The following is a 12022-nucleotide window of genomic DNA, read 5'->3' as shown; positions in this document are numbered from 1 at the left end:
GTTACTTATTTAGAACCTCCACTACTTTAGCGTTAACATCATCTATGACATCCTGATCGAAGGTATCTAAGTAAATATTTGTAATGCGGTTACCATGTTCATGACCCATAGCTTCTGCAATCACTTCAATCGAATAACCCATACGTTTCGCAGTTGTAGCCCAAGTATGACGCGCCACATAGGTTGTTAGATGTTCGATTCCACAATCGGCACCAATCCGTTTCAGCCATTTGTTCGAGGTTTTAATCCATTGATGAATTATCTTTTTACTTTCGACGCTATCCTCCTCCACATTCGCTTTAAGTACGGGTAGCAGATAGAAGCCTCCTCGCTTCAAATCGTTTAGCAATGCAATGGTTAATGGAGTTAATTTTATGTTGTAGCCTTTGTGCGTTTTCCTTCTTTTGTAAATCAACCTTCCATTTACAATGTTACTGTTCTTCACATATGCTAAATCAGTGAATGACATCCCAATCAGAGAAAAGCTAAGAAGAAAGTATGCTCTTGCGTACCACTTAGGAGACTTTGGCTTCAATTGCAAGTGTGATAAAGCGCTTATGTTGTCTATACTTACTGAACGCTTAGCTGTCTTTTCGGTCTTGATTGATATATCGGTGAAGGGGTAATGCTTGCGTTCAACTAGCTTTGCCTTGATAGCCTTATTGTATATGGCCCTTATAGACCTGAGATAATTGCCAACAGTGTTCTGTTTAACACCATCTTTCGCCAGTTGATGTTTAAACTTATCAAGAAAGTTATAATCTATATGCTCAAATCTCAATTGCTTGTTCTCAGAGAACTTCATCACCCTATTTACTGCTGTCTGATATACTATTGCATTGCCAGTTCGTTTGACCTCAATAAGCTCCGAAATTAGCAACTGTGAGTACGTAAGGAAGGTATAGTTTTGCACCTTCTGTTTAGGCTTCTCTGTTAATCGCTCCCGTAACATGTCAAATGTAAACTCACCTTCAGCTTCAATATCTAGAATGAGCTTTTGAAAGTTTAAAAATTTCGTTGTTAAGCTTCTGTTTAATTCTTTATAGTTTGGACAATGCTTATTTATAAGTGAAGCCGCACTATCCCAATGTTCTTTAGCTATGGATAAGCCACTATAATAATTGCTTGAGCTTCTACTGCAAGTTACTCTGAACACCAAAGGGTATTTCCCTCCGGCTTTAACTCTTCTTTCGTCTAATACTACTTTATAAGTAATCATGGAACCACGGATTGTGGCCTTGCGTGTGCAGTAGCATGTACAAACAATGTACAAACATTTACATCGTACAAGCTGTATCTGGATATACCTAACGTAAAGGACTTAAAAACAAAAAAGCCTCTCAGCATACACTGAAAGGCTTTCCTTTGCTCCTGAGGCTGGGCTCGAACCAGCGACCCTCTGATTAACAGTCAGATGCTCTAACCGGCTGAGCTACTCAGGAGTGTTATCCGGTTTGGAGTGTGCAAAAGTAGGATTTAGCAACTAATTACGCAACGGTTATTTACATTTTTTTTATCCCAGGGCACATATTATTTAAAACCGCCTCATTTATAGGGTGCTAAATTTACGTTTGCAAGGTAAGCGACCGCCAGAAGCACTTTGCAGCGTAGTTTTCTAATTTTAAATTCTTTAAAAACAAGCGTCGTTGCAAACAGTTACAATAGGTATAGTACACTAATCCGGCTTATGCAAAACGCAGAACAAACTATACCACAACAGAAAACCGGCCGCGCGACGGATTTTACAGCCGATCGCGAATTTGACGACCGACAAAGCGCGCACAAAGCCTTCAAACAGGCCGCGTCACGTTTGCTCACTATTAACCAATGGCAGCAGTATGCAGGTGCGGGTTCGTCTAAATTTTGTCTTACCAATAATGAAGGGCAGGAATTGAATGGATTTGCAAAAGAGGGCCTTCTGATCAGTATAGATTTGCCGGTACCTGGCTCTAACGCGGGCGACGGATTGGAGTGGGTAACGATTGAACGTATTGAGGTGATTGAGGACGCGAAAGCGGATGAAGAATTTATAAGCATTACGGTGCGCCCGGTACCGGATCCGCATAAGACAGATACGCAGATAGCGCACTTTTATAAGGATTTAACCACCAATACTTTTATAGTTAAACGCTCACACAACAAAGTGATAGCCGGCGCGCATGGCCGCAACGAAACCCCCAATAATGAGGATGTGGACCTGCACGATAAGGTGCGTAACACCATTGTAGCCTTAACAGCAAGAATAGGCCTGGCAGGCCCGCAATGGAAAATGCTGGTAAACGGATTGCTGGATGGCGAAGACTGATCTAGGGTAAAATTGTTCATTTAGTTTTGTGTCACGTTTCCATCTGCTATTTTTACCGCATGAAAGAACAATTGCAAACTTTACTCGCATCCTTAAAAACAAACACTACTAATTTTGCTAAGGTTATTGAATTTATAGATACCCAATACCGGCACCAACCAACAGCTTTTAAAAATGGCGATGCTTATAATGAAGCGACCCAGAACCAGGGCAGTGCCCGCGTTTTCGCCTTTGCGAAGTTGAATAATCTAAGTGCAGAAGACACGCTGCAACTTTTTGCCGAGCATTATAAGGCCGTACTCGCTACTCCTGCCGCTACGGATCATCAGAACATAAGGCAGTTTATGGCTAATGGCTGGGAGGGGATAATTTTTGAAGGCGAAGCGCTGCTTGCAAAATAGTATTTTGAAAGCCTTCAGCAATATGCTACCGCAATATTCGTTCATTGGTGATGTTTAACTTTAACGGCTATTGCCTATCTTGCACCTATGCAGGAATTCTTTAACATAATTAAAGATTGGGTGGTTGACCTTGGCGACAAGCACGGCGTTGACCCCTTGCTTATATTTTGCCTGTACCTGTGCAGCAAGGTAAGTCTGTTTACCTGCCTGGGGTGGGCCATCAATAACATGCGCCTTAAAAAGCCTTTTGTAACACAGCTACTTTTTGCGGGCATCAGCTTTTGTGTACCCTATACGTATGTTATGATTGTGGGCCGTAATATAGCGCCGTGGGTATACGCCGTAATCGCGTTTATATTTGTTTTCGGTGTGTATTCTATCTGGAGGAAGGTTACGGTGAAGGTAGATCAACCTGCACCATAACCAGCATATCTAATTCCCTGCTCTACCCGCTTCTGCTTCTGCCCCGGTACTGTCATGCTTCCGTTGGTTTTTGGCGCTTGAGCCAAAGTTGTAGCTAAACCCTAAGATCACATTGCGGTTAGCATTATCATTACGATAGGTTGCTTTTACATTCCCCAGGTTGGTAATATCGCCGGCTGAGAAATTACTGCGGAAAATATCGCGCGCGCTTAGTTTTATGGCACCTTTATTATTCAGCACCTTTTTTTGCAGGCCGATGTTTACTTGTTTACGCGCTTGGCTGGCAAACTGCCCCCAAACGTTTTTAGATTGATAAAATGCGGTAATTTCGCCCGTCCATCCTTTACCAAAGGCTAACTGACTGGTGGTTGTGGCATAAAAGAAAGTACGTGCAGAAGTAAGATAAGAGTTTTTAAGCTGCCCCTCATAGCTGTTTTGATAAAGCTGGGTATACAAGCTAAAATTCCACCACTTTGCCGGCGGGAAAGTGAGGTTGGCATTAACGCCTTTTGAAATAGTTTTACCGAGATTAATTGAACTGGCAAAAAAGATATTGCCTTGCTGATAGTCATGCTCTACCTGGTAATCCGTCAAAAGGCTATAAACCATTGATACCGAGATCAGCTTTTTAAAACTATAAGTGAGCTCATAGTTGTTTGAATATTGCGGTCGCAAAAAAGGATTGCCGACAAAGGCGCTGTACTTATCCAGTATCAATACAAAAGGGTTCAGATCCTGGTAGTATGGCCTGTCTATACGCCTGCCAAACGATGCTTTTAGCGAGTGGTTACCGGCAGTATCTAATTTATACAGTAAATAAGCTGTTGGGAAGATGCTACCATACCGGTTAACAAATGATGAATCGGCTCCCTTCAAATTACCTAACTGGTGCCCGCGCGCATTGGTATACTCCATCCTTAAACCGCTCTGGAATGACAGGCGTTTCCATTCTTTATTAAAATTTAAATAGGCTGCCTGTATGTTCTCTTTATATAAAAAACGATTGGTGCGGCCATCGTCAACAGTAGTAATGCCGTTGTTAATGTTATAATAGTACGCGGCGTTATCTGTATTAACATAACTGGTTTTTACACCTGCCGATAGCGTTGCTTTACCCCTCAGCGGGTGCGAATAATCGGCCTTGGCGGTATAAATATTAATATGGGTGGGTAGCGTATCAATAATATGCTGCGATACGGCAGGCACGCCAAATTTGTTGAAAGCTGTATTCTGAAATCCCTGTGTCCGCATATTATCATACCCTAAATAGTTAAGGTCAAAACTGAGCGAGCGGCCCAGGCTATCAAAACGATGCAGCATGTTTAGGTTAATACCGCCATTTTTAAACTTACTGTTGTTGGTGTTGTTGGCTACAATGGTAGAGTCTATCGTTCCGGCGGCGTTTCGCATAGTGCTTGTTAACGGGTTAGGGTTGGTGCCGGTATTAATGCCCCCGGTTAATACCATACCTATAGTAGTTTTGCGCGACAGATCATAATCAACACCTAATTTTAAACTTGGGTTGTAATTAAGGGGATGAAAATAAGCCTCTTCGGTATAACTGCCTGTTTGTATGCCATTGTTATCATAATACCTGCGAACGAGATCAAGCCTTCTATAAAAATTTCTTACATCATAAGCCACGTTGGTAAAGAAGTTAAACTTACCCTGCCTGTAGTTTAACGCAAGGCTATGATTGGTAAACGGATAGGCAGCCTTGCCTACCGAAGAATTAATAGTACCGTTAAAGCCTGCCGCCTTAATTCTCTTTGTTTTAATATTGATAACCCCAGCGTTGCCTGCTGCATCGTAACGTGCAGGCGGATTGGTCATCAGTTCTATTTGCTCCAACTGCGATGCAGGAAGTGATTTAAGATAATTTGCCAGGTTATCTCCTGATAGATAAGTTGGTTTATCATCTATCATTATCATTACACCTGTTCTTCCTTTAAAAGTGATATTCCCACTTTGGTCAATCAGTACACCGGGCATGCGCTCCAGCACCTCTAACGCGCTTGCGCCTGTACTTGATATGGATGCGCCAAGGTTCACCACCGTGCGATCAACTTTTTGCTCTATAACGTCGCGTTGGGCAGCTATTTCCACCTGGTTAAGGCTTAGCGCATCTTTCTGCAAAATAATAACAGGCAGGTCTGCAGCAGCCGGTCCGTTGCTTACACGAATGGGGCCGCTGCGATGACCTTTGAAACCTACAGCGCTAACTTCAACATTAAAATCTCCGGGCTTCAGATCATTAAAAGTAAACCTGCCTGTAATATCAGTTTGGGTAGTTGTTATCTTAGATGTGTCAGGCAATTGCCTAAGCCTAACGGTAGCGGCTATTGCGGGCTCACCGCCAACCTCGCGCACCAATCCTGTTATCTTACCTACCGGGGCTTGAGCCTGTGCTATTGTTAAGGCAAAGGAAAGCCAGGCGCTTAAAAAAGCGAAGATCTTTGTTTTCATAAACGTGGTGGATTTTTTGCTGCTTACTTGGCTTTGCGGATGAATATGTTGCCGTTAAAGGTGCGCATAGTAAATTCGGGGCCGCCGCCGTTTAGTTTGCCGGTAACCCATTCCTGTTCTGTATAACGGTAACTTCCGTCTTTTCCGCGGGTTGTTGTTGGCGTGCTGGCCTCTACAGCTACGTCAAAATCGCTGAAGATCTCTCCCCTGTCGGTATGTAATTTAATATTTGCTTTAATTGCAGCCGGTACTGTTATATCAACCTTGCCATTTAAAGTGGTAAAAGCCATTGGCGACTTAGCATCCACCGACTTAAAACTAACCACTACATTGCCGTTGGTGGTATTAGCAACTACAGATCCGGCAACGTTGGTAAGCTTAATGTCTCCATTGGTATTGCTCACTTCAATTTCCCCGCCTATATCTGTTGCCAGTATCCCGTTAGAATTCACCGTGGTCAGCTTAAAGGTATTGGTGCCTCTTGGCACTTTTATCTTCACGTTTCCCCTCCGGGCCGAAGCATCGCCATTTATGGTTACTTTGTTGTCTTTTTCAATAGCTGTAACGCTGGTACTTCCCCCGCCTATAACACGCATACTACCTGTATAGGCTCTTTGGGTGCGTTTTGCATCATCACCGGTAAAATCTATCAGTATCTCGTTTCCGTCGTAAGCGGCAATATCAATATTACCACTCATCAAACCTACATTAAGCGTGTAAGGTTTACCCGGACTGCTTAAAGGAACCTTAAGCTGAGATGTGCCTGTTTGCGCTTTTAATGCCAACGCGGCAGTTAAGCCTGCCATTAATAGTATTATAAATTTTAGTGCTTTCATTTTATTATGTATTTAAAGTTATAATTAATTATCATTTTCTTTTTCAGATATAAATGCTTCGGCTATCTGGTTAACGTATTTAAACAGATCAGCAGACGCGAAATCGCGGTTAGCCAGCATACTTATCGTCATGTTGTATTCGGGTAATAATACAAGCATAGCAGTTGCGCCGCTCGCGCTGCCTCCATGATGAATTTGCCGCACAGACCTTGCTCCGTTAAATAGCTTTACGGTATCCACCTTCCAGCCTATAGCATAGTTTATCCCGTTAATTTTCCCACTGTTTAGTCTTTGAGGGGTCCATAATATTTCTGTTGTGCGTAGTTTTAACAGTGTATTATTTAAAAGGGCGTTACCTAATAATACTAAATCTGACGGCGTTGAAAGATAACCTCCGCCAGCCCACTTATTGCTAATATTCACATCGGGAGCCATTTTGTATTTACCTGTTTTAGCATCATAGTTATAAAATTGGGCCTTATCCGAAATATTACGAGACTTATAATCGGCAGTAGTATTGCGCATTTTCAGCGGGGTTAGTATAGCTTTCTGCATATAGTCCAGAAAACTCATTTTAGCAACCTGTTCCATAGCAGCGCTAAGTACAGTGTAATTATAAGTAGCGTAAGCAAATTTGTCGCCCGGATTAAACAACAGCGTATCATACATAAATACCTTCATGCTTTCTTCAATGGATAAATATTCTTTCTCGCTATTAAACTCATTGTCTTTATAGTTCCGGATCCCGGACGAATGTGAAGCCAGTTGCCTGATGGTGATCCTCGGTTTTTTAGCATCAAAATAAGGAAGGTAGTAGCGAATGCCGGAATCGAGATTTATCTTTCCGGTTTCTAATAGTTTACCAAACCCAACAGATGTTATTGATTTGGATGAACTACCTACCCGGAATTTGGTGTCAGTGTTGGCCGGCACTTGCTTCTCCAAGTCCTGATAACCTATAGCTTTTGCCCAAACTATTTTATTGTTGATACCAACAGCAACAGATATTGCAGGCGTTTTTAAATTTTTTAAAGCCGTATCTAATATTATTGCAGACTGGTTTACCGGTTTGTCAAACTTATGCTGAGCATTAGCAACCCCGCCAAGTAGGCAGATCATTAAAACTTTCAGGATAGATATTTTCATAATTGATTAACTACGACTTTTTAAGGTATATATTTCCGTTTAGCGTTTCAAAAGTGGTTAGCTTACCACCACTGCCAATACGGAAACGCTTGTTCTTATTAATGCGGTAAACCGTACCATTGCCTGATTTATTCTTAGTAACCTCGGGTTGGGTGGCTACCCCCTGTACATTATCAAAATCTGTATAAAACTGCCCGTTAAAGCTTTTGTATTGTACTTCTCCCCCATAAGCAGCCGGATAGGTTACTTCTACCTTTCCGTTAATGGTTTGATAACTGCAACCCTCTGGCGGAGCTGCCAGATAACTTGCCGTAACAGCGCCGTTAACTGTATGAGCCTGGGTAGTTCCCTTGGCGTTATTTATTGTAATAGCCCCGTTAACGTTTCGTACATTCAACACTCCATAAACATTATCAACAGTTATACTGCCATTGTTTACTGCAACAGCATGTAAATTAATGTTATTAGGCACTTTCACTATGTAATTTAGCTGCACATAGTATCCGGGCCATTCTGTATTACGCGCTCGCTCAGCCTTAAATTCCGGTCGGTTATTAATAGGCGCAGCGGTGTATGCTATAATGCTATCAATAGTTTGAATAAATCCGGCTTTAAACTCGCGTTTACCCTTTTCCAGATCTTCGGCAGTATTGGCGTGAATGGTTTGCTCTGCCTCAATTATCACCTCGTTGCCATTGTAGCCTTCAACCTTTATGCTACCCCAGGTATTGTATAAGGCGAAAGTAGTTTTAGCCGCGGTGGCTGTAAGCGTAAACTTTTTGCTGATGTGATCAGCAGCTGTAAACTCTGCTTTTTTTTGGGCAAAACAGGTGCCCCACCCTGCTATCAGCAGGATCAATAATATCCTTTTCATGTTGTAATGGCTTAAATTAAACTGTTAATAGTTTGCGTTAGTTTCTCGCGTACGCCCTCATTCAAACCAGGGTCTTTAAGTAACTTTTTTAATGGTTTTATGGCCCGTTTTTCCTGCAGTTTGAGCATTACATCAGCAATTGCCGACTGCATCAACGGCGACTCCTGTTGCGTTACAGATCTGATCAAACCTTCCCGCACCTCCGGATGGTCGGCAAGTTTGGCCAGCGCCTCTAATGTTGTTAGGCGCACATTTACATTCGCATCATTATTTAAAGTACTTAACAAAGCTGCAATAACCTGCCGGTCTGTATCTTCTAACTGATCTGTATAACTAACCGCCTTCATCCGCTCAGATGCCGAGGGGTTTTCCAGCATGGCCAGCATGGTCATTTGCTTTAGTTCGTTCACCTGCCCACTAAGTTGTGCCAGTTGCTTATCCTGCTGCGCACCCTTGCCCTGCCAAAACACCATATATCCGCAGAAAAAGCTCATAAAAACTAAAACCAGCTGGTAGCTTAAAGGCCAGGCCGAAGGGCGTCTCCATAATTGCCCCAAACGTTCCCGCAGTTTAGCTGCTACACCCTGTTGCGCAACAGATTGCTTGTAATTTTTTAGCATGGCATTAAACTCGCCCTCTATTGCTGCAGAAGGCTCAGGCGCTTCAATGGTGGCCATATCCTGCCAAACTATAGTTAACGCTGCCAACTCCTCGCGACAAGCCGGGCAGGCTTTTAAATGCTGCTCCAGATCAGCCTCCTGCTGCATTGTAAGGCTGCGTTGTAATCTTCCTATAAACAATTCTTCATAATGCTCACATTTCATAGCGCTCTTTGTTTAATGTTGTTAAATAAACCTGCTTTAACTGATGCATGGCCCTGTGCAACCGCACTTTTACCGCTCCCTCGCTTATGCCTAATATCTCGGCCACTTCCTGGTGTTTGAGCTCCTGAAATCTGCTTAGCGACAAGATCTCCCGCTCTCCTTCATTCAGTGTACTTATTGCTTTTCGTAACTGTTCTGCACTTTGCTTCCGCTCTAAAGCTTCCTCTACGTGGGTATGGCCCGGCACCATATCCACAATATCATCAATATGATCACCAGCCATTGGCAGCTTGCGGCGGCGGCCCTGATCTTTTATCACGTTGCGGGCAATGGTATACATCCAATGCAAAAACTCGCCGCTCCCGGTAAAGCTATCACGATACTTAAGCATGCGGTAAAACACCTGCTGCACCATATCCTCGGCCACATCGCGCTGATAGGTCATGTGATACAAAAAATTAAACAGCGTCTTGTGATGGCGTTTAAATAACAGCCCCATCAGGTCAAGATTACCTGCTTTTACTTTCAGCATAATAACGTTATCAGTAAGCGTGTTCAATTAATATATTGTGTTATTATCCATGTAAACTCCGCCAAAAATATTTGGTTACAGAAATTTAGGTTTTTTTTTGTGATTGAAGATTGGTTGTTGAAGATTAAAGATTAGTTAATTAAAGATTAGGTGACTAGGTTGTGTAAAGCGGTTAGTCCCTCGCGCTTGGCTTGCCCCGCTAGGGCCGCGGAGGCCTTTCTTCTTTTTCTTGATAAAAAGAAACAAAAATCAAGTCAGCAGAGAGGCTTCTTTGCCGCACAGGGCCTTTGCCCGGCAAATCAGGAAAAACCACGGGCTGTAAAATTTTGCCCCGCTCTCGCTCGCACAGGCCGTACGCTTCAGCAAAAAATTACTATGCCCCTGCCCGCGCACGGGCTATCAGTTTTTCCTGCTTTCACCCGAAGCTTATCTGCTGACGAATACGCTAATGATTCTGCATATCGAAAAAAGCGCGTAAAGGCCCGCCAAGGTGCGCGGCCGGGAGTCTGGCCTGTGTAGTAGCAGCGATCAGCTTGGCTTGATCTTTTGGTTACTTTTGGATCAAGCCAAAAGTAACAGCCGCCGCGGCAAATGAGCGGGGCAAGCCAAGCGCATGGGCCTCACAAAGTGACAAGCAGCACAGTTATTTGAACTAGATTTAGTTGATTTAAGGATAGTAGGATTGTTACCTTTTCTACAGCAACAACGTATCAATCCGATGCGCATGCACCATCTCCATATCCGGTGCCCAGGCGAACACCGTAAAATGACCATCCTGCGATGCTACCAATGCAATAGCATCACGCTGATCATAGACAAACTGTGCTGCCGCTAAATGGCGTGTGCCGCCGCTTTTGCTGGGGTGCACATTGCGTGGTACAGAATCAATAACGGGCTCAGTGGTAATTATCTCGTCAACCGGCGAACTCATTTCGGCCCTTGCCACTTTAGCGCCAAAGGCCATCACTTCGTAATCTCGATTAATAATAGTGGCGCCGTCAACCGCGGTAAAGCCGCCAACGGTGTCAATGGCCCTGTGCAGAGCTTCGCGCCAGCCCTCGCGCAAACGCTCTGTAGCATTTTGCTGCATAAGGACGGTAACGCCCGTAAATGGAGGCGTTACAGGATAACCCATGGGCTGTACAATAGACTGCATCCAGTCTTTTGAGTACGATGGTACGATCAGCACCAGTCCTCCCCGTTTATGCGACCGCATTGCAGCCGCCAACTCAACAATAATATTAACCGACTCCTCCAATAAAAACGACGGCATATTAGCCAGCGATGTTAACAGGCCCGGGCAATGCAACAGGCCGGTGTTTTGCTCGTCAATCACTTTTATTTCGTCGCCTTTTAAAACGGCAATGTTAACAAACTTTCCGTAACCATCTATCCTGCTGTGCTTTACCACCAGCATACCTGGTTCAATAACTTCTAACACCATGCAAATGCCCGGTATGGCAAGCGTGGTGCCCCATACATAAAGTTCATCCTTATCATCTACCCAAACCCCCAGGTGTATACCCGGGCTCTCAACTGCAGGGGCCAGCTTGGTTAAATTATGTGGTGTTAAGCGCAGGCGGTTACCAAAAACAAGAGGGTGTATAGCCTGATCCGGAGGCAACAGCGCCAGCGAAATTTTTGGCGACTTGCCCTCCTCCTTACGCAAGCTCGCCCAAAAACACACATCAATAACCGACTCAATAATGGCTTCCGAAGGCTCGCACCCCAGGTCTAGCGCACCCTGCTCGCGCGCATCGGCCAGGTGAGTAGCAAAATGCGCCTCAATGGTTGGCGCCACCACGCGGGCGGGTATGTAAGTTGGTTCTGATAACATGCGGTTTACTGCTGTTGCGGGCTTAAGATAGATAATTTAATGATGCCATCAAAAGTAGCGGAATTTGTTGGGAAGATTAGTCATTGAAGATTAAAGATTGGGTGATTGCAATACAACTGGCCGCAAAACAGGAGTAAACTATTTTTGCGCCGATAACTACTTAAGCAACACTCTTTGTCCCACCGTGGGACAAGATTTCGTAATTCGGGAGCACTACTGATAATGAACGGGTTAACCCATTTCCACAGCTAATTTTCCTGACTTATAAGTAGTCTCACTTTGTCCCAGGCGGCTTGGGAGTTTTATTGCAAACCACTTATTATGAGCTGTTTATTAAAATGGCTTGTCCCGCTGTGTCTCACCTTGTCCCACACGCAG

Annotated in this window: 11 protein-coding genes and 1 tRNA gene; 3 read left to right on the top strand and 9 right to left on the bottom strand. The window is 43.8% G+C overall.

The window, feature by feature from the left end; genetic code table 11:
- Nucleotide 1: 1 nt before the first annotated feature.
- Entirely contained in the window at nucleotides 2–1219 is a 1218-nt protein-coding gene (locus ACFQZS_RS14025) for a phage integrase SAM-like domain-containing protein (RefSeq protein WP_377101258.1), read from the bottom strand.
- Nucleotides 1220–1368: 149 nt separating this feature from the next.
- Nucleotides 1369–1442 (bottom strand) — tRNA-Asn (locus ACFQZS_RS14020).
- Between the two features lie 245 nt (nucleotides 1443–1687).
- Here ACFQZS_RS14020 and ACFQZS_RS14015 point away from each other — a divergent pair.
- The 3 genes from ACFQZS_RS14015 to ACFQZS_RS14005 all read left to right on the top strand — a co-directional run bounded on the left by ACFQZS_RS14015 (nucleotide 1688) and on the right by ACFQZS_RS14005 (nucleotide 3129).
- Complete coding sequence (locus ACFQZS_RS14015; protein WP_377101257.1) at nucleotides 1688–2305, top strand: hypothetical protein; 618 nt, start codon at nucleotides 1688–1690, stop codon at nucleotides 2303–2305.
- A gap of 59 nt (nucleotides 2306–2364) precedes the next feature.
- Nucleotides 2365–2706, top strand: a complete 342-nt coding sequence (locus ACFQZS_RS14010; RefSeq protein ID WP_377101255.1) for a HopJ type III effector protein — start codon at nucleotides 2365–2367, stop codon at nucleotides 2704–2706.
- Nucleotides 2707–2793: 87 nt separating this feature from the next.
- A complete protein-coding gene (locus ACFQZS_RS14005) occupies nucleotides 2794–3129 on the top strand; it encodes a hypothetical protein (protein ID WP_377101253.1) in 336 nt (111 codons plus the stop codon).
- A gap of 9 nt (nucleotides 3130–3138) precedes the next feature.
- Here the strand turns inward: ACFQZS_RS14005 and ACFQZS_RS14000 are convergent, their stop codons facing one another.
- From ACFQZS_RS14000 to ACFQZS_RS13970, 7 genes are all read right to left on the bottom strand, one after another.
- A complete protein-coding gene (locus tag ACFQZS_RS14000) occupies nucleotides 3139–5595 on the bottom strand; it encodes an outer membrane beta-barrel protein (protein WP_377101251.1) in 2457 nt (818 codons plus the stop codon).
- A gap of 23 nt (nucleotides 5596–5618) precedes the next feature.
- Nucleotides 5619–6431 carry a DUF4097 family beta strand repeat-containing protein gene (locus ACFQZS_RS13995; protein ID WP_377101249.1) on the bottom strand — a complete coding sequence of 271 codons (813 nt, stop codon included), beginning with the start codon at nucleotides 6429–6431 and terminating at the stop codon, nucleotides 5619–5621.
- 24 nt (nucleotides 6432–6455) lie between these two features.
- On the bottom strand, nucleotides 6456–7577 hold the full coding sequence (locus tag ACFQZS_RS13990) for a serine hydrolase domain-containing protein (RefSeq protein ID WP_377101247.1): 1122 nt from the start codon (nucleotides 7575–7577) through the stop codon (nucleotides 6456–6458).
- A 10-nt stretch (nucleotides 7578–7587) separates the two neighbouring features.
- Entirely contained in the window at nucleotides 7588–8451 is an 864-nt protein-coding gene (locus ACFQZS_RS13985; RefSeq protein ID WP_377101245.1) for a hypothetical protein, read from the bottom strand.
- A gap of 11 nt (nucleotides 8452–8462) precedes the next feature.
- Complete coding sequence (locus ACFQZS_RS13980) at nucleotides 8463–9275, bottom strand: HEAT repeat domain-containing protein (protein ID WP_377101243.1); 813 nt, start codon at nucleotides 9273–9275, stop codon at nucleotides 8463–8465.
- On the bottom strand, nucleotides 9265–9834 hold the full coding sequence (locus ACFQZS_RS13975) for an RNA polymerase sigma factor (RefSeq protein ID WP_377101242.1): 570 nt from the start codon (nucleotides 9832–9834) through the stop codon (nucleotides 9265–9267). The genes ACFQZS_RS13980 and ACFQZS_RS13975 overlap by 11 nt, the downstream gene beginning before the upstream one ends.
- Nucleotides 9835–10501: 667 nt before the next feature.
- The gene (locus ACFQZS_RS13970; protein ID WP_377101241.1) at nucleotides 10502–11644 is read right to left on the bottom strand and encodes a putative sensor domain DACNV-containing protein; all 1143 of its coding nucleotides are present in this window, start codon (nucleotides 11642–11644) and stop codon (nucleotides 10502–10504) included.
- Nucleotides 11645–12022 lie beyond the last annotated feature (378 nt).

Source organism: Mucilaginibacter calamicampi (assembly GCF_042676765.1).
GTDB lineage: Bacteria > Bacteroidota > Bacteroidia > Sphingobacteriales > Sphingobacteriaceae > Mucilaginibacter > Mucilaginibacter calamicampi.
This window is presented reverse-complemented; position numbering and strand designations above follow the sequence as displayed.